Origin of the sequence: Pseudomonas sp. LS_2 (genome assembly GCF_042709235.1) — a bacterium.
GTDB lineage: Bacteria > Pseudomonadota > Gammaproteobacteria > Pseudomonadales > Pseudomonadaceae > Aquipseudomonas.
Map to the genome: position 1 here is coordinate 1 of NZ_JAVAYC010000024.1, position 25,120 is coordinate 25,120.

General features: G+C 64.4%; 25 protein-coding genes. 21 read left to right on the plus strand and 4 right to left on the minus strand.

Annotated features, from left to right (window positions below; genetic code table 11):
• The 5 genes from RAC97_RS19140 to flhB form a co-directional block, all read left to right on the plus strand.
• Window positions 1-256: FliO/MopB family protein (locus tag RAC97_RS19140; protein ID WP_379671501.1), on the plus strand; the 256-nt coding region annotated here is incomplete at its 5' end.
• On the plus strand, window positions 256-1,011 hold the full coding sequence (fliP, locus tag RAC97_RS19145; RefSeq protein WP_375101246.1) for a flagellar type III secretion system pore protein FliP: 756 nt from the start codon (window positions 256-258) through the stop codon (window positions 1,009-1,011). The genes RAC97_RS19140 and fliP, both read left to right, overlap by 1 nt.
• Before the next feature lie 21 nt (window positions 1,012-1,032).
• Window positions 1,033-1,302: a flagellar biosynthesis protein FliQ gene (gene fliQ, locus RAC97_RS19150; protein ID WP_375101245.1), complete on the plus strand. Its 270-nt coding sequence runs from the start codon at window positions 1,033-1,035 to the stop codon at window positions 1,300-1,302.
• 7 nt (window positions 1,303-1,309) lie between these two features.
• Complete coding sequence (gene fliR, locus RAC97_RS19155) at window positions 1,310-2,083, plus strand: flagellar biosynthetic protein FliR (RefSeq protein WP_375101244.1); 774 nt, start codon at window positions 1,310-1,312, stop codon at window positions 2,081-2,083.
• A gap of 5 nt (window positions 2,084-2,088) precedes the next feature.
• A complete protein-coding gene (gene flhB / locus RAC97_RS19160) occupies window positions 2,089-3,231 on the plus strand; it encodes a flagellar biosynthesis protein FlhB (protein ID WP_375101243.1) in 1,143 nt (380 codons plus the stop codon).
• A gap of 16 nt (window positions 3,232-3,247) precedes the next feature.
• On the opposite strand, the gene RAC97_RS19165 is transcribed toward flhB, so the two are convergent.
• Entirely contained in the window at window positions 3,248-4,360 is a 1,113-nt protein-coding gene (locus RAC97_RS19165) for an FAD-dependent monooxygenase (protein ID WP_375101242.1), read from the minus strand.
• 236 nt (window positions 4,361-4,596) lie between these two features.
• Here RAC97_RS19165 and flhA point away from each other — a divergent pair, with 236 nt between their 5' ends.
• The 14 genes from flhA to RAC97_RS19235 all read left to right on the plus strand — a co-directional run bounded on the left by flhA (window position 4,597) and on the right by RAC97_RS19235 (window position 18,785).
• On the plus strand, window positions 4,597-6,726 hold the full coding sequence (gene flhA / locus RAC97_RS19170) for a flagellar biosynthesis protein FlhA (protein WP_375101241.1): 2,130 nt from the start codon (window positions 4,597-4,599) through the stop codon (window positions 6,724-6,726).
• An 11-nt stretch (window positions 6,727-6,737) separates the two neighbouring features.
• Window positions 6,738-8,051, plus strand: coding sequence for a flagellar biosynthesis protein FlhF (gene flhF / locus RAC97_RS19175; RefSeq protein ID WP_375101240.1), 1,314 nt, complete (start codon window positions 6,738-6,740; stop codon window positions 8,049-8,051).
• Between the two features lie 160 nt (window positions 8,052-8,211).
• On the plus strand, window positions 8,212-9,045 hold the full coding sequence (gene fleN, locus RAC97_RS19180; RefSeq protein WP_016393812.1) for a flagellar synthesis regulator FleN: 834 nt from the start codon (window positions 8,212-8,214) through the stop codon (window positions 9,043-9,045).
• On the plus strand, window positions 9,042-9,782 hold the full coding sequence (gene fliA / locus RAC97_RS19185; protein WP_375101239.1) for an RNA polymerase sigma factor FliA: 741 nt from the start codon (window positions 9,042-9,044) through the stop codon (window positions 9,780-9,782). The genes fleN and fliA overlap by 4 nt, the downstream gene beginning before the upstream one ends.
• A 104-nt stretch (window positions 9,783-9,886) precedes the next feature.
• Complete coding sequence (locus tag RAC97_RS19190) at window positions 9,887-10,261, plus strand: chemotaxis response regulator CheY (protein WP_177182950.1); 375 nt, start codon at window positions 9,887-9,889, stop codon at window positions 10,259-10,261.
• A gap of 18 nt (window positions 10,262-10,279) precedes the next feature.
• Window positions 10,280-11,068: a protein phosphatase CheZ gene (locus RAC97_RS19195; protein WP_375101238.1), complete on the plus strand. Its 789-nt coding sequence runs from the start codon at window positions 10,280-10,282 to the stop codon at window positions 11,066-11,068.
• A gap of 12 nt (window positions 11,069-11,080) precedes the next feature.
• Window positions 11,081-13,315: a chemotaxis protein CheA gene (locus tag RAC97_RS19200; protein WP_375101237.1), complete on the plus strand. Its 2,235-nt coding sequence runs from the start codon at window positions 11,081-11,083 to the stop codon at window positions 13,313-13,315.
• Between the two features lie 45 nt (window positions 13,316-13,360).
• Window positions 13,361-14,485: a chemotaxis response regulator protein-glutamate methylesterase gene (locus RAC97_RS19205; RefSeq protein ID WP_375101236.1), complete on the plus strand. Its 1,125-nt coding sequence runs from the start codon at window positions 13,361-13,363 to the stop codon at window positions 14,483-14,485.
• The gene (locus RAC97_RS19210; RefSeq protein WP_375101235.1) at window positions 14,485-15,225 is read left to right on the plus strand and encodes a flagellar motor protein; all 741 of its coding nucleotides are present in this window, start codon (window positions 14,485-14,487) and stop codon (window positions 15,223-15,225) included. Before RAC97_RS19205 ends, RAC97_RS19210 begins: the two co-directional genes overlap by 1 nt.
• Before the next feature lie 3 nt (window positions 15,226-15,228).
• Entirely contained in the window at window positions 15,229-16,113 is an 885-nt protein-coding gene (gene motD, locus RAC97_RS19215) for a flagellar motor protein MotD (RefSeq protein WP_375101234.1), read from the plus strand.
• 49 nt (window positions 16,114-16,162) lie between these two features.
• Complete coding sequence (locus tag RAC97_RS19220; RefSeq protein WP_375101233.1) at window positions 16,163-16,951, plus strand: ParA family protein; 789 nt, start codon at window positions 16,163-16,165, stop codon at window positions 16,949-16,951.
• Window positions 16,951-17,841 (plus strand): CheW domain-containing protein, encoded by an 891-nt coding sequence (locus tag RAC97_RS19225; protein WP_375101232.1) that lies wholly within the window; start codon window positions 16,951-16,953, stop codon window positions 17,839-17,841. The genes RAC97_RS19220 and RAC97_RS19225 overlap by 1 nt, the downstream gene beginning before the upstream one ends.
• A 67-nt stretch (window positions 17,842-17,908) precedes the next feature.
• Window positions 17,909-18,388 (plus strand): chemotaxis protein CheW, encoded by a 480-nt coding sequence (locus RAC97_RS19230; protein ID WP_003254393.1) that lies wholly within the window; start codon window positions 17,909-17,911, stop codon window positions 18,386-18,388.
• Window position 18,389: 1 nt separating this feature from the next.
• Window positions 18,390-18,785: a DUF2802 domain-containing protein gene (locus RAC97_RS19235; RefSeq protein WP_375101231.1), complete on the plus strand. Its 396-nt coding sequence runs from the start codon at window positions 18,390-18,392 to the stop codon at window positions 18,783-18,785.
• Window positions 18,786-18,836: 51 nt separating this feature from the next.
• Here RAC97_RS19235 and RAC97_RS19240 read toward each other — a convergent pair whose 3' ends face one another.
• The 3 genes from RAC97_RS19240 to RAC97_RS19250 all read right to left on the minus strand — a co-directional run bounded on the left by RAC97_RS19240 (window position 18,837) and on the right by RAC97_RS19250 (window position 23,541).
• The gene (locus RAC97_RS19240) at window positions 18,837-21,566 is read right to left on the minus strand and encodes a dermonecrotic toxin domain-containing protein (protein WP_375101230.1); all 2,730 of its coding nucleotides are present in this window, start codon (window positions 21,564-21,566) and stop codon (window positions 18,837-18,839) included.
• Window positions 21,567-21,634: 68 nt separating this feature from the next.
• Window positions 21,635-21,967 carry an EscU/YscU/HrcU family type III secretion system export apparatus switch protein gene (locus RAC97_RS19245; RefSeq protein ID WP_375101229.1) on the minus strand — a complete coding sequence of 111 codons (333 nt, stop codon included), beginning with the start codon at window positions 21,965-21,967 and terminating at the stop codon, window positions 21,635-21,637.
• Entirely contained in the window at window positions 21,964-23,541 is a 1,578-nt protein-coding gene (locus tag RAC97_RS19250) for a flagellar hook-length control protein FliK (protein ID WP_375101228.1), read from the minus strand. The genes RAC97_RS19245 and RAC97_RS19250 overlap by 4 nt, the downstream gene beginning before the upstream one ends.
• Before the next feature lie 243 nt (window positions 23,542-23,784).
• Here RAC97_RS19250 and ccmA point away from each other — a divergent pair, with 243 nt between their 5' ends.
• Together ccmA and ccmB are read left to right on the plus strand one after the other, a co-directional pair.
• Window positions 23,785-24,417, plus strand: coding sequence for a cytochrome c biogenesis heme-transporting ATPase CcmA (ccmA, locus tag RAC97_RS19255; protein ID WP_375101227.1), 633 nt, complete (start codon window positions 23,785-23,787; stop codon window positions 24,415-24,417).
• On the plus strand, window positions 24,414-25,082 hold the full coding sequence (gene ccmB / locus RAC97_RS19260) for a heme exporter protein CcmB (protein ID WP_375101226.1): 669 nt from the start codon (window positions 24,414-24,416) through the stop codon (window positions 25,080-25,082). Before ccmA ends, ccmB begins: the two co-directional genes overlap by 4 nt.
• Window positions 25,083-25,120: the final 38 nt, after the last annotated feature.

Genomic DNA, 25,120 nt, shown 5'->3' on the forward strand with positions numbered 1-25,120 from the left:
CATGCAGGTCGCCTCGCCACGCGGCGGCCAAGTGATCGAGATCGTCAGCAGCCGTGCCATCGGCCCGCGTGACCGACTGCTGCTGGTGCAGGTGGGCAAGGAGCAGATCCTGATCGGCCACAGTCCGGGCAGCATCGAAGCCCTGCACGTGCTGGCGGAGCCGGTGCCAATGCCTGCCAGTGCGCGCCCGGCGGCGCCGGAATTCGCCCAGCGGCTGCTTGAGCTGATGGGCAAGGACCAGAAGGACAAGACGTGATGACCGGCGCGCCGCGCTTACTGTTGACCCTGGCGCTGCTGATGCTGGCGCCGCTGGCCCTGGCCGCCGACCCGCTGTCGATCCCGGCCATTACCCTGTCCAGCGGGGCGGATGGCCAGCAGGAATACTCGGTCAGCCTGCAGATCCTGCTGATCATGACGGCGCTGAGCTTCATTCCGGCGTTCGTCATCCTGATGACCAGCTTCACCCGCATCATCATCGTCTTCTCCATCCTGCGCCAGGCCCTGGGCCTGCAGCAGACCCCGTCGAACCAGCTGCTTACCGGCATGGCGCTGTTCCTCACCATGTTCATCATGGCGCCGGTATTCGACCGGGTGAACCGCGACGCCCTGCAGCCGTACCTGAACGAGCAGATGACCGCCCAACAGGCCATCGACAAGGCCCAGGGCCCGCTGAAGGACTTCATGCTGGCGCAAACCCGGCAAAGCGACCTGGACCTGTTCATGCGCCTGTCCAAGCGTACCGATATCGCCGGGCCCGACCAGGTGCCGCTGACGATTCTCGTGCCGGCGTTCGTCACCTCCGAGCTCAAGACCGCGTTTCAGATCGGCTTCATGATCTTCATCCCGTTCCTGATCATCGACATGGTGGTCGCCAGTGTGCTGATGGCCATGGGTATGATGATGCTGTCGCCGCTGATCATCTCGTTGCCGTTCAAGATCATGCTGTTCGTGCTGGTCGACGGCTGGGCGCTGATCATGGGCACCCTGGCCGGTAGTTTCGGCGGCGTCTGACGCCCTCAAGGAGAGTTGCCCATGACCCCCGAAGTTGCCGTCGACCTGTTCCGCGAAGCCCTGTGGCTGACCGCGCTGATGGTTGCCGTGCTGGTGGTGCCGAGCTTGCTGGTGGGCCTGGTGGTGGCGATTTTCCAGGCCGCCACGCAGATCAACGAACAGACCCTGAGCTTTCTGCCGCGCCTGTTGGTGATGCTGGTGACCCTGATCTTCGCAGGGCCTTGGCTGGTGCAGAAGTTCATGGAGTACTTCATCGGCCTTTACTCCAGCATTCCGCAGTTGGTCGGGTGATGCCGCCATGCTGGAATTGAGCGCCGCGCAGATCGGCACCTGGGTCGCCACCTTCATGCTGCCGCTGTTTCGCGTGGCGGCGGTGTTGATGACCATGCCGATCTTCAGCACGCGCATGCTGCCCGCGCGTATCCGTCTGTACGCTGCGGTGGCCATCACCGTGGTGATCGTGCCGGGCCTGCCGCCGCTGCCGGAGTTCGAGCCCTTGAGCCTGCACGGCCTGCTGCTGTGCGCCGAGCAGATCATCGTCGGCGCCGTGATCGGCTTCTCGCTGCAGATGCTGTTCCAGGCCTTCGTCATCGCCGGGCAGATCGTCGCCATCCAGATGGGCATGGCGATGGCTTCGATGATCGACCCGGCCAACGGTGTCAACGTGGCGGTGGTCGGCCAGTTCCTGACCATGCTGGTGAGCGTGCTGTTCCTGCTGATGAACGGCCACCTGGTGGTGTTCGAGGTGCTCACCGAGAGCTTTACCACGCTGCCGGTCGGCAATGCCCTGGTGGTCAGGCATTTCTGGGAAATCGCCGGGCGACTGGGCTGGGTGCTGGGCGCGGGCCTGATCTTGATCCTGCCGGTGATCGCCGCGCTGCTGGTGATCAACATCGCCTTTGGCGTGATGACCCGTGCAGCGCCGCAATTGAACATTTTCTCCATCGGTTTCCCCCTGACCGTGGTACTGGGCCTGGGCATCTTCTGGATCGGGCTTGCCGATGTTCTTTCGCACTACCAGCTGTTGGCCAGCGAAGCGCTGCAATGGCTGCGTGAACTGGCACGGGCCTAGCGATCATGGCAGAGAGCGAGAGCGGCCAGGACAAGACAGAGGAACCCACTGAAAAGCGCAAGCGCGACGCACGGGAAAAGGGCGAGATCGCCCGCTCCAAGGAACTCAATACCTTTGCCTTGACCCTGGGCGGTGCTGGCGGCTTGTTGGCGTTCGGCGGTTATCTGGCCGAGACGCTGATGGCGCTGATGCGCATGAACTTCACGCTGTCGCGTGAGGTGCTGGTGGACGAGCGAGCCATGGGGGCATTCCTGCTGGCCTCAGGCAAGATGGCCATCTGGGCGACCCAGCCGGTACTGGTTTTGTTGTTCGTGCTGGCGTTCATTGGGCCGATCGCCTTGGGCGGCTTTCTGTTCTCCGGTTCTCTGCTGCAACCAAAGTTCAGCCGCATGAACCCCCTGGCGGGGATCAAGCGGATGTTCTCGCTGCACTCGCTGACCGAGCTGCTCAAGGCGGTCGCCAAGTTCTTTCTGGTCCTGGTCGTGGCGATCGTCGTGCTGGCCCACGACCGTGAAGCATTGCTGGCGATCGCCAACGAGCCACTGGAGCAGGCGATCATCCACAGTGTCCAGGTGGTCGGTTGGAGTGCCTTGTGGATGGCGGCGAGCCTGTTGCTGATCGCCGCCGTGGACGTGCCGTTCCAGATGTGGCAGGCGCACAACAAGCTGAAGATGACCAAGCAGGAGGTGCTCGATGAATACAAGAACACCGAGGGCAAGCCAGAGGTCAAGCAGCGCGTCCGCCAGTTGCAGCGCGAGGCATCGCAACGACGCATGATGGCGGCAGTGCCGGAAGCCGACGTCATCATTACCAACCCGACCCACTACGCCGTGGCTCTCAAGTACGACCCGGAGACGGGCGGGGCGGCGCCGTTGCTGCTGGCCAAGGGGACCGACTTCCTGGCACTGAAGATTCGCGAGATCGGCGTCGCGCACAAGGTGCAGATTCTCGAATCGCCCGCGTTGGCCCGGGCGATCTACTACTCCACCGAGCTCGAGCAAGAGATTCCGGCGGGGCTTTACCTGGCCGTGGCGCAGGTCCTGGCGTACGTGTTCCAGATCCGCCAGTACCGTTCCGGCAAGGGCAAGGCGCCGGAGCCGCTCAAGCCAGACCTGCCGATTCCGCCGGATTTGCAGCGCGATAGTTGAGCTTCGTCTCCAAGGTTCAAACCCAATTTTTCAGGGGCTCGTAAGTCGAGGCGTAGCGTTTTGGCCCGGCGATGGGCAGGACCAGCGAACGAAGCCATTGCGGCAGCTTGGCGGCCCGCGACATGCCGTCGGTCGCGGCCTGCACATGGGCGGCGCGAGGTTTGCGCCGCGCCTCGTATTTCTGGATTGCTTGCATCCAGTCCGATGTGCCGGACAGCTCCTCGGCCATCACCAGCGCGTCCTCCAGGCCGAGCGCTGCGCCTTGTGCCCAGACCGGCGCCATGGCGTGGGCCGAGTCGCCGGCCAGCACGATGCGGCCGCGAGACCACTCTGGCGTACGAACGTCGAGCAGAGGCGAATGGTAGAGGCGCGAGGGCTCTGCCAGCGCTGCGCCGATGGCTTGGCGTACCACGCTGGGGAAGGTGGCGAAGGCGCTTTCCAGGCCTGCCGGGGTATTGCCGCTCGAGGGCTGCTCGGTCATGGCCCAACCGTAGGCCTGGCCTTGGTTCACCGGCATCAGAAGGATCACCGTGCCAGCAGAGGCGAACACGGTCCAGCAATCCACGCCAGGGTTCGGCACCATGAAGCGCCAACTGGCGCTGCCGATCAGCGAGGGTTTGCGTTGGTCGGCCAACAGCAGGGTTTCACGGGTTCGCGAGTGCACGCCGTCAGCCCCGATGACCAGGCCGGCCTTGAGCATGCGCCCGTCGTCCAGCGACGCCGTGACGCTCTGCTCGTCCTGGCTCAGCTCGGCGATGGCGCAGCCGCGCAGTACGGAGGCTTCCGGCAGGTCGCTGGCGAGCAGGCGCAGCAAGTCGCCTCGCAGCATCGCATGGGGCCGCATGGAGGCTCCCCAGAACGCGTCCTCATCGACTTGGAACAAAAGGCGCCCCGAGCCTGTGCGGTACTCGCGTCGACGTACGGGAGTGCCCAGCCTCATCACCTCTTCGGCGAGCCCCAGGCGATCGAGCGCCGCGATCGCATTGCCTGGCAGGTTGATTGCCAGGCCGTCATCGGCAGCCACCGTTCGTTTCTCCACCACGACATGCTCGATGCCTTTCGCGCCGAGTGCGCGGGCCATTGCGCTACCGGTGATGCCCGCTCCTACGATGATGATTCGGTGATCCATAGTGTCCTTTCCAAAACGACCGTGAGGTTGAAGTCATTGATTCGCCGCCAGGGTAATCTCGATCAGAGCAGGCGGCGAGGCGAATGTTCCGGGGCCCGGCATCACTGCGACGCAATCCGCGATCTTGAGCCATTCACCGCTGAGGATTGCGCCTTGTGCAAAAGTTGGAAAGCTTCTTGCAAAGCCACGGCCAAGCGCCGTCCAGGCGTCAAAGTTTTGCTTGAAGAGGAATCGTGGTGGATCGCTCCCAGTTAATCAGCAACGCCCGAAACAACCTGGCCGGCCTCGGTCGGGGCAACCTGGGCGTGCCTGTGTTGCTGCTGGTGATGCTGGCAATGATGATGTTGCCGATCCCGCCGTTCCTGCTGGACGTGTTCTTCACCTTCAACATCGCGCTGTCGATCGTGGTCCTGCTGGTCTGCGTGTATGCCCTGCGCCCACTGGACTTCGCCGCATTCCCCACCATCCTGCTGGTCGCGACGCTGCTGCGCCTGGCGCTGAACGTGGCCTCCACCCGCGTGGTACTGCTCCATGGGCAGGAAGGTCATGGCGCTGCGGGCAAGGTGATCCAGGCCTTTGGCGATGTGGTCATCGGCGGCAACTACGTGGTCGGTGCGGTGGTGTTCGCCATCCTCATGATCATCAACTTCGTGGTGGTCACCAAGGGTGCCGGGCGTATCTCCGAGGTCAGCGCGCGCTTTACCCTCGACGCGATGCCCGGCAAGCAGATGGCCATCGACGCCGACCTCAACGCCGGCCTCATCGACCAGGCCCAGGCAAAGGCGCGTCGCGCCGAGGTGGCCCAGGAGGCCGAGTTCTACGGCTCGATGGACGGTGCCAGCAAGTTCGTGCGCGGCGACGCCATCGCCGGCCTGCTGATCCTGTTCATCAACCTGATTGGCGGCATGCTGATCGGCATGTTGCAGCACGGCATGACCTTTGGCGACGCCGGCAGGGTCTACGCCCTGCTGACCATCGGTGACGGTTTGGTGGCGCAGCTGCCTTCGCTGCTGCTGTCCACTGCCGCGGCCATCATGGTCACCCGCGCCTCGGGTTCCGAGGACATGGGCAAACTCATCAACCGGCAGATGTTCGACTCGCCCAAGGCCCTGGCGGTATCTGCCGGGCTGATGATCGTCATGGGCCTGGTGCCTGGCATGCCCCACGTCGCCTTTCTCAGCCTCGGCCTGATGGCCGCAGGTGGCGCCTACCTGGTGTGGAAGAAGCAGCAGAAGGCCAAGGTCGTAGCCTTGGAGGAAGCCCAGCGCCAGCAGGACCTGCTGCCCTCGCCGCAGCGCGCCCTGGAAACCAAGGAACTGGGCTGGGACGATGTGACGCCGATCGATACCATCGGCCTGGAAGTCGGTTACCGGCTGATTCCCCTGGTGGACCGCAACCAGGGCGGCCAGTTGCTGGCGCGAATCAAGGGTGTGCGCAAGAAGCTGTCCCAGGACCTGGGCTTCCTCATGCCCACCGTGCATATTCGCGACAACCTCGACCTGCAGCCCAGCGCATATCGCCTGACCCTGATGGGGGTGATCCTGGCCGAGGCCGAGATCTACCCGGACCGCGAACTTGCGATCAACCCCGGCCAGGTGTTCGGCAGCCTCAACGGTATCGCCGCACGCGACCCGGCATTCGGCCTGGAAGCGGTGTGGATCGACATCGCCCAGCGCGCCCAGGCGCAGTCGCTGGGCTACACCGTGGTGGACGCCAGTACCGTGGTCGCCACCCACCTCAACCAGATTCTGCAGAAGCATTGCCACGAGCTGATCGGCCACGAAGAAGTGCAGCAACTGCTGCAAGTGCTGTCCAAGGCGTCGCCCAAGCTCGCCGAGGAACTGGTGCCGGGTGTCATTTCCTTGTCAGGCCTGCTCAAGGTCCTTCAGGCTCTGCTTGCCGAGCAGGTGCCGGTGCGCGATATTCGAAGCATTGCCGAGGCCATCGCGAATAACGCGGGCAAGAGTCAAGATACCGCCGCGCTGGTGGCCTCGGTGCGCGTCGGATTGTGTCGCGCCATCGTGCAAAGCATTGTCGGCACTGAGTCGGAGCTGCCTGTCATCACGCTGGAGCCAAGGTTGGAACAGATCTTGCTCAATAGTTTGCAACGGGCCGGGCAGGGCCAGGAAGACGGTGTTCTCCTGGAGCCGAGCATGGCCGAGAAGCTGCAGCGTTCGCTGATCGAAGCGGCGCAGCGCCAGGAGATGCAAGGTCAACCTGCCATTCTTCTGGTGGCTGGCCCGATCCGCGCCATGCTGTCGCGCTTCGGCCGTCTTGCCGTACCGAACCTGCATGTCCTTGCGTATCAGGAGATACCGGACAACAAGCAAGTCACCATCGTTGCCACCGTGGGCCCTAATGGCTGAGGTAGTGGGTTATGCAAGTTAAGCGTTTTTTCGCCGCCGATATGCGTCAGGCCATGAAGCTGGTCCGCGATGAGCTGGGCGCCGATGCCGCTATCATCGGCAACCGGCGCATTGCCGGTGGCGTCGAGCTGACCGCCGCGCTGGACTACAAGCTGTCCGCGCTGGCCCCGCGCGTGCCCAATGCCGAGCTCGAGGACGAGCTGCGCAAGACGCAGTCGCGTATCGCCACCGCCCAGGCGGAGCTCGGCAGCCGCAACGATACCGAGGATGGCAACCGCCAGCTGTTCGCCGGCCTTTCGCTGACCGCCTCGGAGCCGCTGATCGAACCCCATGTGGAGTTGCCGCCGGCCGCCGTCAAGGCGCCGACGCCTGCGCCGGTCGATCCGCGCCTGTTCGACGCCATGCGTTCGGAGCTCTCCGGCCTGCGCGAACTGCTCGAAGTGCAGCTCGGCTCGCTGGCCTGGAGCCAGCTGCAAGGCAGTCAGCCGCAACAGGCCAACCTGTGGCGCCGCCTGCAACGTATTGGCCTGTCCGGGCCCATCGCCCGTGAACTGCTCGACATGACCGCCGGCATCGAGGAGCCGCGCCAGGCTTGGCGCATGCTGCTGGCACACTTGGCGCGCATGCTCGACGTGCCTGAGGTAGAGCCGATCGAGGAGGGCGGGGTGATCGCCATGGTCGGCCCGGCCGGCATGGGCAAGACCACGACCCTGGCCAAGCTGGCGGCGCGCTATGTGCTTAAGTACGGCGCACAGAACATCGCCCTGGTGAGCATGGACAGCTTCCGCATCGGCGCCCAGGAACAGCTCAAGACCCTGGGGCGGATCCTCAACGTTCCGGTGACCTACGTCGACCCCGGCGAGTCCCTCGGCCAAGCCCTGGAGCCGCTGCTGCGCAAGCGCGTGGTGCTGATCGACACCGCCGGCCTGCAAGCCAGCGACCCGGCCCTGCGCATGCAGCTGGAGAGCCTCGCCAGCCGCGGCATCGCCGCCAAGAACTACCTGGTACTGGCCACCACCAGCCAGAAGCAGGTGCTCACCGCTGCCTACCACAGCTACAAGCGCTGCGGGCTGGCCGGTTGCATCCTGACCAAACTCGACGAAACGGGCAGCCTCGGCGAAGTGCTGAGTCTGGCCATCAGTCATCAACTGCCGGTTGCCTACCTGACCGATGGACCACGCATCCCTGACGACCTGCAGCTGCCGCGCAAGCACCAGCTGGTAAGCCGGGCAGTGAGCGTGCAGTTGCAGGAAGACCCCAGCGAAGAAGCCATGGCCGACATGTTCGCTGACCTCTACCACAACCCCGGCAAGCGTGCGGGTTGAACCATGAGTGGCGGAAGGGTGTGTACGAAAAGTCGCCGAGCGGAGGTCCTGCTTTCAACGCAGCAGGATCATCGCGCAGGCGGTTTCACTACCGACCCTAGGTACCGGGCAAGACCCTTCAAGTGGACTGGTTCCACGCGAAACAAGGTAAAGAACAGAAATGGGTAGCATGCATCCCGTACAGGTGATCGCCGTGACCGGTGGCAAAGGTGGCGTCGGCAAGACCAACGTTTCAGTGAACCTGTCCCTGGCATTGGCCGAACTCGGCCGCCGGGTCATGTTGCTGGATGCCGACCTGGGCCTGGCCAACGTCGACGTGCTGCTGGGCCTGACACCCAAGCGCACCCTGGCCGACGTCATCGAAGGCCGTTGCGAGCTGCGCGATGTACTCCTGCAAGGCCCTGGCGGGGTACGTATCGTGCCGGCGGCCTCTGGCACCCAGAGCATGGTGCACCTGGCTCCGGCCCAGCATGCCGGGTTGATCCAAGCCTTCAGCGAGATCGGCGACAACCTCGACGTACTGGTGATCGACACCGCTGCGGGTATTGGTGACTCAGTGGTCAGTTTCGTCCGCGCCGCCCAGGAAGTGCTGCTGGTGGTATGTGACGAGCCCACCTCGATCACCGACGCCTACGCGCTGATCAAGCTGCTCAACCGCGACTACGGCATGAACCGTTTCCGCGTGCTGGCCAACATGGCGCAAAGCCCGCAGGAAGGGCGCAACCTGTTCGCCAAGCTGACCAAGGTCACCGACCGTTTCCTCGACGTGGCCCTGCAGTACGTCGGCGCGGTGCCATACGACGAATGCGTGCGCAAGGCGGTGCAGAAGCAGCGGGCAGTGTACGAAGCCTTCCCGCGTTCCAAGTGCGCCCTGGCCTTCAAGGCCATCGCGCAGAAGGTCGACAGCTGGCCGCTGCCAGCCAATCCGCGCGGTCACCTTGAGTTCTTCGTCGAACGCCTGGTGCAACCCACCAGCGCAGGGCCGGTGCTATGAGTTCGAGCGGTTTCAAGATGTACAGCAAGGCGTCCAAGGATGCCCAGTACGAGCTGATCGAGCGCTATGCGCCGCTGGTCAAGCGTATCGCCTACCACCTGCTGGCGCGCCTGCCGGCCAACGTGCAGGTCGAGGACCTGATCCAGGCCGGCATGATCGGTTTGCTGGAAGTGGCCAACAAATACGACGCCAGCAAGGGCGCCAGCTTCGAGACCTATGCCGGCATCCGCATCCGCGGCGCGATGCTTGACGAGGTGCGCAAGGGCGATTGGGCGCCGCGTTCGGTGCACCGCAACACGCGCATGGTCAGTGACGCGATGCGCAGCGTCGAGGCCAGAACGGGTCGTGACGCTAAAGATCACGAGGTTGCTGCCGAACTCCAATTGAGTCTCGATGATTACTACGGGATTTTGAACGATACCTTGGGCAGCCGCCTGTTCAGTTTCGACGACCTGTTGCAGGACGGTGAACATGAAGGGCTGCACGAGGACGGTGCCAGCGGCCAGCTGGAACCTTCGCGTGATCTGGAAGACGAGCGCTTCCAGTCGGCCCTGGCAGAGGCGATTGCCAACCTGCCGGAGCGCGAGCGCCTGGTACTGTCGCTGTACTACGACGAGGAGCTGAACCTCAAGGAGATCGGTGAGGTGCTGGGGGTCAGCGAGTCACGGGTCAGCCAGTTGCACAGCCAGTGCGCGGCACGCCTGCGCAGCCGCCTTGGGGAATGGCGGGCGCGTTGAGCGAAGGTTTCATTGCAGTCGTTGCAGGTTGTACCGAATTGATTGAGCGCGCGCTCGGCGCCGAGCGCGTTAAAGACTGCTTGGAGGTCTAATTGAACAAAGATATGAAAATCCTCATCGTTGACGACTTCTCGACGATGCGGCGGATCATCAAGAACCTGTTGCGTGACCTGGGCTTCACCAACGTCAAAGAGGCCGATGATGGCAACACGGCACTGCCGATGCTCAACAGCGAGCCCTTCGACTTCCTCGTGACCGACTGGAACATGCCTGGCATGACTGGCATCGACCTGCTGCGCGCGGTACGCGCCGACGAACGCCTCAAGCACCTGCCGGTGCTGATGGTGACCGCTGAGGCCAAGCGCGAGCAGATCATCGAAGCGGCCCAGGCCGGCGTCAACGGCTACGTGGTCAAGCCGTTCACTGCCTTGGCGCTGAAAGAAAAGATCGAGAAGATCTTCGAGCGCGTCAACGGCTGAGCCACGTCAGGGGGCGCTATGGAATCCAAGAACGATTCTCTGGGGGAGTTCGAGTCGACCCTCAAGAAGCATGCCGAAGAACTGGTGCAGAGCCTGGAGCGCGGCCAGTTCGGCGACGCGGTGCAACTGATCCACCAGCTCAACCAGACCCGCGACCGTGGCCTGTACCAGGAAGTCGGCAAGCTCACCCGTGAGCTGCACAGTGCCATCGTCAACTTCCAGATCGACCCGCACATGCCGCAGGCCGAGGAGGTGTCGCAGATCACCGACGCTACCGAACGCCTGTCCTATGTGGTGCGGCTGACCGAGAACGCGGCCAATCGCACCATGGACCTGGTCGAGCAGAGCACCCCGGTGCTCAACGACCTGGCGAGCGAGGCCCAGGCCCTGTCGGCCGACTGGCAGCGCTTCATGCGCCGGGAAGTGGCAGCGCCGGAGTTCCGTGAGCTGGCCAAGCGCGTCGACGTTTTCCTGGCGCGCAGTGCCGAGGGCAACCGCGACGTCGCCAGCCATCTCAACGATATCTTGCTGGCTCAGGACTATCAGGACCTGACCGGCCAGGTCATCAAGCGCGTCACCGCGCTGGTGACCGAAGTCGAAAAAAATCTGCTCAAGCTCGTGCTCATGGCCAGTCAAGTCGACCGCTTTGCCGGTATCGAACATGACCACCAGCAGTTGCGTGCTGAAAAAGATCAAGAAAAACATCCGACTCGGGGTGAAGGTCCGCAGATTCATGCCGATAAGCGTGAAGACGTCGTGTCCAGTCAGGACGATGTCGACGATCTGCTGTCCAGCCTGGGTTTTTAGGGAGCACGTTTAATGAGCTTCGGCGCCGATGAAGAAATCCTCCAGGATTTCCTGGTAGAAGCCGGCGAAATCCTTGAGCAACTGTCCGAGCAACTGGTCGAGCTGGAAAGCCGGCCCGACGATGCCGACCTGCTCAATGCGATCTTCCGCGGTTTTCACACTGTAAAAGGGGGCGCCGGCTTCCTCCAGCTCAACGAGCTGGTGGAGTGCTGCCATATCGCAGAGAACGTGTTCGACATCCTGCGCAAAGGGGAGCGCCGGGTCGATGCGGAACTGATGGATGTGGTGCTCGAGGCACTGGATACGGTGAACAGCATGTTCGGCCAGGTCCGCGAGCGCACCGACATCACCCCGGCCACGCCGGAGCTTCTGGCGGCGCTGTCTCGCCTGGCAGAGCCCGCTGGCAACGATGCGCCAGTCGCAGTCGCCGAACCGGTTGCCGCGGTTGAGGCACCTGCTGCCGAGGCCGATATCACCGACACCGAATTCGAACAACTGCTCGACTCGCTCGATGCGGTCAAGGCCGAGGCCGAGGCTGCCCAGCAGCTGCAAGGCGAAGTCACCAGCGGTGGCGGTGACGAAATCACCGACGCCGAATTCGAGTCGTTGCTCGACCAGTTGCACGGCAAAGGCCAGTTCTCTGCCGAGATCACCGCTACCCAGCCCGAGACCAGCGTGGCTGCACCGGCAGGTGATGAAATCACCGATGCCGAGTTCGAGGCGCTGCTTGACCAGTTGCACGGCAAGGGCACCTTCGCCGTCGACGCGTTGCCTGGGGTCGCCGCCGCCGCCGGTACCGCCGCACCGGCGGGTGCTGCGGGCGAACACATCACCGAAAACGAGTTCGAAGCGCTGCTCGACCAGTTGCACGGCAAGGGCAAGTTTTCCAGCGATGCGGTCGTTGCCGAGGCGCCCGCAGCTGTAGCCGCAGTAGCCGCCTCTGCGGCAAAGCCTGCTCCTGCTCCTGCACCTGCACCTGCACCTGCACCTGCACCTGCACCTGCCGCCGCCAAGCCTGCTGCCCCCGCAGCGGCCCGCGCCCCCGCTGCTGCACCCGAGAAGCATGGTGCCAGCGAGGCGGAAACCACCGTACGCGTCGACACCGCACGCCTGGACGAGATCATGAACATGGTCGGCGAACTGGTGCTGGTGCGTAACCGCCTGGTGCGCCTGGGCCTGAACAGCGGCGACGAGGCCATGTCCAAGGCCGTGTCCAACCTCGACGTGGTCACCGCCGACCTGCAGACCGCGGTGATGAAAACCCGCATGCAGCCGATCAAGAAGGTCTTCGGCCGCTTCCCACGCCTGGTTCGTGACCTGGCGCGCCAGCTCAAGAAAGAGATCAACCTGGAACTGGTCGGCGAAGAAACCGACCTGGACAAGAACCTGGTCGAGGCCCTGGCCGACCCGTTGGTGCACTTGGTGCGCAACGCGGTCGACCATGGTGTCGAGACCCCCGAGGAGCGCGAGGCCTCCGGCAAGTCGCGCACTGGCCGCGTGGTGCTTTCGGCCGAGCAGGAAGGCGACCACATCCTGTTGTCGATTTCCGATGACGGCAAGGGCATGGACCCGAACATCCTGCGCGCCAAGGCCGTGGAAAAGGGCTTGATGGACAAGGATGCCGCCGACCGCCTGAGCGAGTCGGATTGCTACAACCTGATCTTCGCCCCGGGCTTCTCGACCAAGACCGAAATCTCCGATGTGTCCGGCCGCGGCGTGGGCATGGACGTGGTGAAGACCAAGATTTCCCAGCTCAACGGCTCGATCAACATCTTCTCGGCCAAGGGCCAGGGCTCGAAGATCGTCATCAAGGTGCCGCTGACCCTGGCGATCATGCCGACCCTGATGGTGATGCTGGCCAACCAGGCGTTCGCCTTCCCGCTGGTCAACGTCAACGAGATCTTCCACCTGGACCTGTCGCGCACCAACGTGGTCGACGGCCAGGAGGTGGTGATCGTGCGCGACAAGGCGCTGCCGCTGTTCTACCTCAAGCGCTGGCTGGTCCAGGACCAGGCGCACGAGGAGCAGCGCGAAGGGCATGTGGTGATCCTCTCCGTGGGCACCCAGCGCATCGGTTTCGTGGTCGACCAGCTGGTGGGCCAGGAAGAGGTGGTGATCAAGCCGCTGGGCAAGATGCTCCAGGGCACGCCGGGCATGTCGGGCGCCACCATCACCGGTGACGGTCGCATTGCGTTGATCCTCGACGTACCGAGCATGCTCAAGCGTTACGCCGCCCGGCGTATTTGATTTCGGCGGCGCGACCTGGCGGTTGCGCCGCCTAATGGAGTGTTTATGGCAGTCAAGGTCCTGGTGGTGGATGATTCCGGTTTCTTCCGCCGCCGCGTCTCGGAAATCCTCTCGTCGGATCCGACCATCCAGGTGGTCGGCACCGCCACCAACGGCAAGGAAGCGATCGACCAGGCGCTGTCGCTCAAGCCCGATGTCATCACCATGGACTACGAGATGCCAATGATGGACGGCATCACCGCGGTGCGGCATATCATGCAGCGCTGCCCGACGCCGGTGTTGATGTTCTCCTCGCTGACCCACGAAGGCGCTCGCGTCACGCTCGATGCGCTGGATGCCGGTGCGGTCGACTACCTGCCGAAGAACTTCGAAGACATTTCGCGCAACCCGGACAAGGTCAAACAGATGCTGTGCGAGAAGGTGCATACCATTTCGCGCAGCAACCGCCGTTTCAGTGGCTACAGCAGCCAAAGCCATGCCCCGGCGCCTGCTACCGGCACGGCTCCTGCTCCGGCCGGCACCCTGGCCAGCTCCCCCCCGGCACGCCCGGCGGCACCTGCACGCAGCGCCGCAGCACCTGCCAGTCACTCGCCGGCGCCCAAGCGCAAGCCTTACAAGCTGGTGGCGATCGGCACCTCCACCGGTGGCCCGGTGGCTTTGCAGCGCGTGCTGACCCAACTGCCCGCCAACTTCCCGGCACCGATCGTGCTGATCCAGCACATGCCGGCGGCGTTCACCAAGGCCTTCGCCGAGCGCCTCGACAAGCTGTGCAAGATCAGCGTCAAGGAAGCCGAGGACGGTGATGTATTGCGTCCGGGCCTGGCGCTGCTGGCGCCTGGGGGCAAGCAGATGATGGTCGATGGTCGTGGCACGGTGAAGATCCTGCCGGGTGACGAACGCCTGAACTACAAGCCGTGCGTGGATATCACCTTCGGCTCGGCGGCAAAGTCCTATGGCGACAAGGTGCTCTCGGTGGTACTCACCGGCATGGGCGCCGACGGCCGCGAGGGTGCGCGCCTGCTCAAGCAGGGCGGCAGCACCGTATGGGCCCAGGATGAAGCCAGCTGCGTGATCTATGGCATGCCCATGGCGATCGTGAAGGCCAACTTGGCCGACGCGGTGTACAGCCTGGATGAAATCGGCAAACACCTGGTCGAGGCCTGCGTCTGATGGATGTGTTGAGCCTGATAGGCCTGATCCTGGCCTTCGTCGCCATCGTTGGCGGCAACTTCCTCGAGGGCGGGCACGCCGGTGCGCTGGTCAACGGCCCGGCGGCCTTGATCGTGATCGGCGGTACCCTGGCGGCAGCGTTGCTGCAATCGCCGCTGTCGGCGTTCAAACGCGCCCTGCAGATTCTGCGCTGGATCTTCTTCCCGCCAAGGGTCGACCTGCCAGGCGGCATCGACCGCGTGGTCAACTGGAGCCTCACCGCCCGCAAGGAAGGCCTGCTGGGCCTGGAAGGCGTGGCCGATGCAGAGCCCGACCCTTATGCACGCAAGGGCCTGCAACTGCTGGTGGACGGCGCCGAGCCCGAGTCTATCCGCAGCATTCTGGAGGTGGATTTCCTCACCCAGGAAAGCCGCGATATCCAGGCGGCCAAGGTGTACGAGTGCATGGGCGGCTATGCGCCGACCATCGGCATCATCGGTGCGGTGATGGGCCTGATCCACGTCATGGGCAACCTGGGCGACCCTTCGCAGCTGGGCACCGGCATCGCCGTGGCATTTGTCGCCACCATCTATGGCGTGGCCAGCGCCAACCTGGTGCTGCTGCCGGTGGCCAACAAGCTCAAGGCCATTGTCATGCGCCAGTCGCGCTACCGTGAAATGCTTCTCGAAGGCCTGTTGTCGATCGCCGAAGGCGAGAACCCACGCTCGATCGAGCTGAAGCTGCAAGGCTTCATGGAGTAAGCCATGCGCCGTCGTCGTCATGTCGAGGAACACGAAAACCACGAACGCTGGCTGGTGTCGTACGCTGACTTCATCACCTTGCTGTTTGCCTTCTTCGTGGTGATGTACTCGATCTCCTCGATCAACGAGGGCAAGTACAAGGTCATTTCCCAGGCGCTGATCGGGGTGTTCAACGACCCCGAGCGCAGCCTCAAGCCGATTCCTGTCGGCGATGAGCGCCCGGTCACGGTCAAGCCGGCCGAGCCGCTGGTCAAGGACAGCGAGCAGACCGACGCGGCCCTGGCGCAGAGCGCCGATCCGCTCAAGACCATCACCGAAGATGTGCGCGAGGCCTTTGGCGACCTGATCAGCTCCAACCAGATGACCGTGCGCGGCAACGAGCTGTGGGTCGAGATCGAGCTCAACTCGGCGTTGCTGTTCGGCAGCGGCGATGCCATGCCCAGCGACATCGCCTTCGACATCGTCGAAAAGGTCGCGAAGATCCTCAGGCCATTCGCCAACCCGGTGCATGTCGAGGGCTTCACCGACAACCTGCCGATCCGCACCGCCCAATACCCGACCAACTGGGAGCTGTCCTCGGCTCGCGCGGCGAGCATCGTGCGCCTGCTGGCCATGGAAGGCGTTAGCCCGGGGCGCATGGCCTCGGTGGGCTATGGCGAGTACCAGCCGGTGGCCAGCAACGACACCGCCGATGGCCGTTCGCGTAATCGCCGAGTGGTGCTGGTCATTTCCCGCAATCTGGAGGTGCGCCGCAGCCTGACCGGCTCTGGCAGCGCCAATGCCACCCCGGATGCGGCGTTGCGTCGGGCTGGCACACAAAGTGCACCGGCTACGTCAGCCACGACGGTAGGGGGCAGCCCCGTCAATTCTCCGTCACCTAACCTTTAGAACCGTTCCCGGCAGGGCACTCGACCGTACCGGGAGGAAGCAACGCACGATGAGAGTCTGGGCAGTAGCCAATCAAAAAGGTGGCGTCGGCAAGACCACCACCACTATCGCCTTGGCCGGCCTGTTGGCCGAGGCGGGCAAGCGCGTGGTCGTCGTCGACCTCGACCCGCACGGCTCGATGACCAGTTATTTCGGGCACAACCCCGATGCCCTGGAGCACAGCTGCTACGACTTGTTCCTGCACAAGGGCGCCGTGCCCGAGGGCTTGCCGGGGCAGTTGCTGCTGCCCACCAGCCATGAGCGCATTTCGCTGCTGCCCTCGAGCACCGCGCTGGCGGTGCTCGAGCGCCAGTCGCCGGGGCAGGGTGGGTTGGGCCTGGTGATCGCCAAGAGTCTGGCGCAGCTCTGGCAGGATTTCGACTTCGCCCTGATCGATAGCCCGCCCTTGCTTGGCGTGCTGATGGTCAACGCCTTGGCGGCCAGCCAGCAACTGGTGATCCCGGTGCAGACCGAGTTTCTCGCGGTGAAGGGCCTGGAGCGCATGGTCGGCACCCTGGCGATGGTCAACCGCTCGCGTAAGCAGGCGCTGCCCTACCAGATCATCCCGACCCTGTTCGATCGCCGCACCCAGGCCTCGCTCGGCACCCTCAAGGTATTGCGCGACACCTATGGCGAGCAGGTCTGGCAGGGCTATATCCCGGTCGATACGCGCCTGCGCGACGCCAGCCGCAATGGCGTCACGCCTTCGCAGTTCGATGGCAAGAGCCGCGGGGTGATCGCCTACCGGGCGCTGCTCAAGCACCTATTGACCTACCGTAACGCGTTGCAGGTGGCCTGATGAACCAAGCCCGGATCACCAGCAAGCCGCAACTGGCGTTGCAGTCTTACCTCGATGGCCTGCTGCAGGAGGCCACCGAAACCTCCGAGGCACCGGAACCTGCACCTGCGCCGCCTGCTGCGGTGGCCCAGGCGCCGGCCGACGAGTTCGCGGCCGCGGTGCGTGAAGAGCAGGCCCGCGACGCCCGGCGTCATGTCGAGCCGGTGGTGGCGCCACGGCCCTTTGCCGAACCTGCTGCCAAGGTCTTGCCGACGGTACTGGCCCCGGCAGAGCCGGTGGTCAGCGTGGTGGAGGACCAGGTGGTGGCCGCGGCCGCTATTGCGGTCCTGACCCAGGCCATCGAGCCGGTAGCGCCTCTGGTCGAGGTACACCTGCCTGCGCCGAACCTGCCCATGCCACCGGCCACGGGCGACGGTCGCCCGGCATGGGCCGCGGAACCCTTCGAATGCCTGCTGTTCGACGTCGCCGGCCTGACCCTGGCGGTGCCTCTGGTATGCCTGGGCTCGATCTACAGCCTGGCCGGCCAGGAACTGACACCGCTGTTCGGCCAGCCGGACTGGTTCCTCGGCATCCTCACCTGCCAGGCCGGTAACCTGAAGGTGTTGGACACTGCGCGTTGGGTGATGCCCGACCGCTACCGTGACGATTTTCGCCAAGGTTTGCAGTACGTGATTTCCGTGCAGGGTTACGAATGGGGGCTGGCGGTGCATCAGGTCAGCCGTTCGCTACGCCTGGACCCGTCCGAGATCAAGTGGCGTAGCCAACGAGGCCAGCGCCCTTGGCTGGCCGGCACGGTGATCGAGCACATGTGCGCCTTGCTCGATGTCGCCGAGCTTGCCGAGCTGATCGCCAGTGGCGCGGTCAAGCAACTGAACACCAAACACAACTGAAGCAACGCCGCAGCTGCCGCGGCCATACAGAGCACACCGCCAACGGCGGAATGAGAGGGCTAGGGGAATGAAGAAGTCGTCTGCACAAGGTTCCGAAGATCCGATCCTGCAATGGGTAACCTTCCGTCTGGACAACGAGTCCTACGGCATCAACGTGATGCAGGTGCAGGAAGTGCTGCGCTACACCGAGATCGCACCGGTCCCGGGCGCGCCGAGCTACGTGCTGGGCATCATCAACCTGCGCGGCAACGTGGTGACGGTGATCGACACCCGCCAGCGCTTCGGCCTGATGCCCACCGAAGTCACCGACAACACCCGTATCGTGATCATCGAGGCGGACAAGCAGGTGGTCGGTATCCTGGTCGACAGCGTTGCCGAAGTGGTGTATCTGCGCCAGTCGGAGATCGAGACCGCGCCGAACGTGGGCAATGAAGAATCGGCCAAGTTCATCCAGGGCGTGTGCAACAAGAATGGCGAACTGCTGATCCTGGTAGAGCTCGACAAGATGATGACCGAGGAAGAGTGGTCCGAGTTGGAGAACATCTGAGTTGATCTTTGAGGTTGCTGTCATCTTCCTGGCGCTGCTGTGGGCGCTGAGCCTGTGGTTTTTCCTCAACTACAGCAAGCGCCAGCGCGAACTGGCTGCGCAGCAGGCGCAGGGCGATGCGTTGCGCGATCAACGCATCAAGGACCTGGCCAAGCGCCTGGATGATTATCAGAACGGCACCGTGCGCATGGGCGAGGCCATCCATGAGCTGCGTGCGGTGGTCGCGCCTCTGCCTGAAAAGCTCCAGCAACTGGAGCAGCGCGACCCCAACAGCGTCACCTTCATGCAGGCAGCCAAGCTGGTGGGCATGGGCGCCAGCGTCGAGGAACTCACGCAAAGCTGCGGCCTGACCCAGGCCGAGGCCGAGCTGATGAGCAAGCTGCACCGCGCCGAGTAAAAAAGCGGGGGCGATCGTTCCAGACGCCCCCGCTTTTTCCAACCTGCCCGCTTATTCGCGGGCCCACGATTGCAGGCCCCCTACGCCAGCCACCAGGTCCAGCGGCGCGTAGCGATTCAGTGCCTGGCGGAATCTACCCAGGTCGACCACGCTGAAAATCTCTCGGGTGTTGATGCTCAACGCACTGAAGACCTGCCGCAGGGTAGCCAATGGTGCCAGCTTTTCATCCACCACATGCGTCAGTACGCCGGGCCCTGTGAGGTCGCGCAGCTTCAGCGCGTACTCGCCAAAGGCGACCGGGTCCTGCTCGCGCAGGGGGCGCGGCTGGCCATAGAAATCCGGCGCTTCCAGCAGACGGCGATTGATTTCCTCCGAGATCGCCTCCAGCGTAGGGTTGCCCGCATGGCTGGCGATCAGGCTGTTGTTGTACAGGCAATCCATGCGCATGCTCCGGTTGGACATCGGTGGGCTCAGCAACAGGCCGTCGGGGCTGGTGCGCAGGTCCAGCTCATCCAGGGGCCTGGCGCCTTGCGATGGGGTGACTGGCTCGCCAGGCGCCAGCAGGGAATCGTCGACGTCCATGTAGATTCCGCCTTCGTGGTTGAGCAGCTGGTAGCGCAGAATGTCCGCCGCGCTGGCAAAGTTGGCGCCAGGGCCGTGCAGGGCTGCGGTGTACTGAGCGTGGTAGGGGCCCTGGCGGAAGCTTTCGAAGAACGGCTGATCCTCAAGCGGCAATACCTGCAAGCCGGGCGCGTGCTCGCCCAACCGGCGCAGGTTGTCCAGGAACGCCGCGCGCGTTTCGCGCGACAGGAACAGCCGGTAGGTATAGCGCGAGGTTTCCAGGCGGCTGGAATTGCGGCTGATGTTCGCCAGCAGGTCGTCTGGGATGACTTTGTTGCCCACCCAGAGACTGCTGACTTTGGCCGCAATGGGCTCCAGGGTTTCAGGCTCGGGCAGCGTGAAGTCGACTGGTAGGCGCAAATCCACGCCTATGGCCCTCAGGCTGCTCATGCGCATCTGGTCGGTGACTACACGGTTGGGGGGGACTTGGATCAGGCCGCCCTGGCCTGGCGCGGTGCAGTAGAAGGTCGGCTCCACGCTGTTTTCATCGGACTCGCGAATGAACGCATCGGCTTGGATGTCGTAGCGTACCGGTTCGTACTCGCCCACGGCGAACGGCATCATCAGTTCATCCGGCATACCGTTGTAGAACGGCGTGCGCATGAGCAGGCGAGAGATTTCCGGATTGGCGTCCGGTAGCGGGGCAATGACTGCCGGTTCATCGAACAGCGCCAGCACCTCTGGGTCCGGCAGCCGCGGTGGGCTAAGTGGGCCAAGCAGGTAGCCACGCTGGCCGTTGATGTGCCCAGGCACCACGAAGCGGTCCTGCCAGAAGCGGAACAACAGCGGTTTCTCCTGGGCCAGGTCCTGCACTATCGGCAAGGCATTCAACAGGCCGAATACCGCGAACTGCACTCCCTGCGCTTGCTCCTGCAGCGACTTGCCGTTGATCGCGCGGTCCAACCCCAGGCCGAACTGGGCGATACCGCCGGCGGCGAACACCGGCCACAGGGCCGGCAGGGCCAGGGCCAGGGGGGCGAGGTAGGTCATTGCGGCATTGAGGTAGCCCGACCAGCGGGCCTTGGTGACTTCACTGTCACTTTGAATGAGGACGTTGGCGTCTTGATAGCTGCGTTTCTGGTAACGCCTGGCCAGGGCTGCGAAGAGCTCGCCAGCCAACGGTGGGCTGTACTGCTTCATCTTGTAGTTCACGTAGTCGCCAGGCGCCCAGATGCCGTCGGTGGTGAACCCTGGACGGTTGGCGTCCAGGTGATAGGGAAGCGGGTACGCCGCGAGGCCGTTTAGGGCGGAGTTCAGCCCGCTGAAACTCAGGCCATCGGGGGTATCGGCCGAGTTGAAGTGAGCTTCCAGCGCTGCGCGGCGGGCCGGGTCGCGGCACTGTTCGGCGAACCAGTCCTGCATCGCGGCGTGGCTGTCGAACGCGTGCAGGGGCGAGGCATTGCCGGGAATGTAGAGCAGCACCATCGGGCTGCCCTTGCGCTTGAAACAGATCAGGTCGGTGGCCGCATAGCCATAGACATTCAGGGCGCGCGCCTGGATCGGTGCGGGCGGGGTTTGCAGGCCTGCGGCTTGCCAGGCGAGTGTCACCGCGTCGCGGGTCAGGCTGCCCTCGGCGGCTTGCTTGTTGCAGGCGGCGATGAAGTTGAGCTTCAGGCACTGGCGGTAGGTGTCGAAATGGGCGTTCCAATAGGTGTCCAGGGTGGCCTTGTAGGCGCGGGCGAAGTCCAGCTGCCAGGTGAAGGCTTCGAGCGCGCTGACCGGCAGGTTGATGAAGGTTTCGTGGTCGTAGCGCTGTGGGTCGGTGCGGCGGAACAAGCCGCTGAGCACGTAGTAGTTCTTCGCGCCGGGCTCGGACGGCGGCCGCAGGGCGTCGACAAGGCGTATCTCGCGATCACTGCCTTGCGGTTGGTCCGGGGCGAGCAAATGCGGCACCGCTTCGAGGTCGGGCTCGGCTTGCCAGTTGCCCAGCAGTGCCTGGGTGATGCTCTGGCGCTGGGCGAGCACTCCGGTCCAGCCGTAGTCGCTGCCGTCCTGGTAGTGCAGGGTGACGGCGTCGATCTGTTCGGGGGCGAGGTCGATGCCCTGGCTGGTTAGCCAATGCGCCAGGGCATCGCGTGCGGCCTGGTCCGGGCGCGGGAAGTTGCTCAGGTGCAGGCGTGCGAAGCCGACGGCTGCGGGGCTCAGAAAGGGAATTGCCATGGTGTCACCTTTGCGATGGGATGGACCGCGAAGGTGAACCAAGCAGCGCGTGCAGTCGTGGTAGTAGGTTATTTGCCAGGCAAGCGTGGCAGGTCGGGGGTGATGTCGCGCTCGGGGCGCAGGGCGTCGTCGAAGCCTACTGGCACCTTGCCGCGCAGTTGCCAGGCGAAGGCGATGATTTCGGCAATGGTCAGGTACAGCGCCTCGGGAATCTGCTCGCCCAGTTCCAGGCGCGCCAGCAGGCGCACCAGCTCGGCGTTCTCGTAGATGGGCACCTCGTGTTCGCGGGCCAGGGCCAGGATGGCCTCGGCCAGCTCGTCATCGCCCTTGGCACTGAGGGTGGGGGCCTGCTGGCCATCATAAGTCAGCGCGATCGCCTGCCGGGGTAGTTTGTCATTCATGCGGTTTCATCCACCCAGCGTTGTTCCAGACGGGTCCGCGGGCCTTGTGGCGGGGTGCCTGGGTGGCATTCCAGCTCGCCGACATCCAGGCCCCGGGCCAGCAGGCGTTCGCGCAGGCTGGCCAGTTGGCTGTCGATCAATTTTGCGGTGGCCGGGTGCTCGGCCCACAGTTGCCCGGACAAGCGACCCTGGCTCAACTGTGCCTGTACTTGCAGCGGGCCCAGCGGCGGCAGGTCGAAAGCCAGCTCGATACGCCACAGAGACTCCAGCGGGTTGTGCTGTTCACGCTGCTGCTCGGCCTGCTGCTCGGGAGTGTCCTCGCGTTGCAGCTTGACCTGCAACGGGATGAAGTCCTGACCGTGGCGAATGGGTATCTCGGTTTGCCAGGTGGTTTGCAGGTTGCCGCTCTCGGTGGTGCCGGTCTGTTGCAGGCTGGCCAGCTGATGGCTCTGTAGGCGCGAGATGGCGGCGGCGGCCAGGCGCAGCAACTGTTGCAGGTCGCCTTTGTCTTCCAGGTTTTGCAGCAGCCTCGAGGGCAGGGGAAAGACGCCAGGCTGCGGGCGTGGGCTGACGCGGTCGAGCATGCCCAGCGCGCCGCGCACCATGCCGGGCAAGGCCTGGGCCACGGTGGCGGACAGCGCGGCCGGGTTGAAGGCAGGCGCTGTGGTGGCGTTGCTGGGGCTGGACAGGGCCTGGGCCACCAGCCGCACCAGTTGTGCCTTCAGGTCGGGGGCCACGGTGGCGCCCAGCCCGCCGAGCAGTTTCGCTTCGAGAAATGCACCGCTGTTGTTCAAGGCCTGGGCCACGGCCTTGGGGTCGGAGAGCTGGCGGGCATCCGGCAGGCTGGCCAGCAGGCGTTCGGCGAGGCCACGCAGCTCGCGGCCGGCGGGTGATGTGTAGTCGACCTGCTGCAAGGCATTGAGCAGGCCGGGTAGCGAGGCCTGGCGGCTCTGCTGGGCCAGCAGTTGCTGGGCGATGGTCAGTTGGTCCTGGCGCCCGCTCAAGGGTACGAAGCGTAGGGACTGGTCACTTTGCACCAAGGCGCTGAGCAGGCTGCCCACCGCCAGTGGGCGCGGGCTGTCGATGGCCAGCGTGGCGCCGGCCTGGCTGCTGTTGAGCAGGCTTACCAGCGAGCGGAACACTGTCGCCTGCCCAGCGGTGTCGGGCAGCACCTGGCTGGTCAGGACTTTGCCTTGCAGCAGGGTGCCCAGGGGAATCTTGCGGGTGTCGAGCTGGGTAAGGGTCGCGACGTTGCTGGCGCTGGCTTGCTGCAACAGCACCGCCAGGCGGTTGCCTTCTGGCTGGCTGACCGTGACCTGACTGCCCTGGGGCAGTGGCTGCGGGGCGGTGGCCTGGACCTGTGCCTGGTTACCGTTGGCCAGGGTCAGGCGCAGCAGCATCTGGAAGTCCTGGCCGACCTGGCGCAGGCTTATTACTTCGGCCTGGGCGGTGGAACCTGGCGGCAGAAGGTTCGGCTGGGGTTGTAGCAGGCGCAGTTGCTCGCCGGTCATCGCCGCCTTGGCGATTTGCGGTGCAAGGGTGCTTTGTGCGCCGAGACTATTGATTTCGGTCATGATTGTATACAACCTGTCGGTCCAGCCCTCTTGGCAGCGGGGTGGTGCGTGTAATAATGCGGGCCGCCTGCCATTGCCAGTATAACGGCAGGGCATGGAGTGACTTGAGGCAAGGCGCTGGAGCCGCAGTGCCGCTTTCGCGGGCAAGCCCGCTCCTGCAGGGACAGCGCTGTTCTTGTGGGAGCGGGCTTGGCCGCGAAGAGGCCCGTGCTCCGGTACCGTACAACAGCATAAGGCGAAACCGTGACCCTTCACCTCCAAGCCGTGGGCCTGGCCTGCGAGCGCGACTGGCGCCTGCTCTTCGAGCACCTGAACTTCGAGCTGCGCCCCGGCGACATGCTGCAGGTCAGCGGCCCCAACGGCAGTGGCAAGACCAGCCTGTTGCGCCTGCTGGCCGGGTTGATGCAGCCGACCGCCGGGCAGATCCTGCTCGGCGGCCAGCCGCTGGGCGAGCAACGCCACGCCTTGGCCAGTATCCTGCTGTGGATTGGCCACGCCGCCGGCATCAAGGATTTGCTCAGCGCCGAGGAAAACCTGGCGTGGCTCTGCGCGTTGCACCACCCGGCCGAACGCCAGGCGATCTGGCAAGCGCTGGAGGCCGTAGGCCTGCGCGGTTTCGAGGACGTCCCTTGCCACACCCTCTCGGCCGGCCAGCAGCGCCGCGTGGCCCTGGCCCGGCTGCACTTGGCCAGCCCGCCGTTGTGGATTCTCGACGAGCCTTTCACCGCTCTGGACAAGCAGGGCGTGGCCCAGCTCGAAGCGCACCTGGCGGCGCATTGCGAACAGGGCGGTACGGTGGTGCTGACCACCCATCACCCCCTCGAGCGACGCCCCTCGGGCTACCGGGAACTGAACCTAGGGCAGTGGGCCGCATGAGCGTATTTCTTCTGTTGCTACGCCGCGAAGCGCGTCTGCTGTTCCGCCGCCCTGCAGAGCTGGCCAACCCGCTGGTGTTCTTCGCCATTGTAATGGCGATGTTCCCGTTGGCGGTTGGCCCTGAATCGCAATTGTTGCAAACCTTGTCCCCTGGTCTGGTGTGGGTCGCGGCGCTGCTGGCGGTGCTGTTGTCGCTGGACGGCCTGTTCCGCAGCGATTTCGAGGACGGCTCGCTCGAACAATGGGTGCTGTCCCCGCATCCGCTGGCACTGCTGGTACTGGCCAAGGTGCTGGCGCACTGGACTTTTTCCGGGCTTGCGCTGGTATTGTTGGCGCCGCTGCTCGCTCTGATGCTGGGCTTGCCGGCCAGTTGCTTGCCGGTGCTGCTCGGCTCGTTGCTGCTGGGCACCCCGGTGCTGAGCCTGCTGGGGGCGGTGGGGGCGGCGTTGACGGTGGGCCTCAAGCGCGGCGGTTTGCTGCTGGCGTTGCTGATTCTGCCGTTGTATATCCCTGTATTGATCCTGGGCAGTGGCGCGTTGCAGGCCGCGTTGCAGAATATGCCCGCGACCGGCCACTTGCTGTGGCTGGCCAGCCTGACGGCCCTGGCCGTGACCTTGGCACCCTTTGCGATAGCGGCTGGCCTCAAGATCAGCGTCGGTGAATAACGAGTCCTGGGCTTTCAAGCCCGGCCAATACCCTGGAT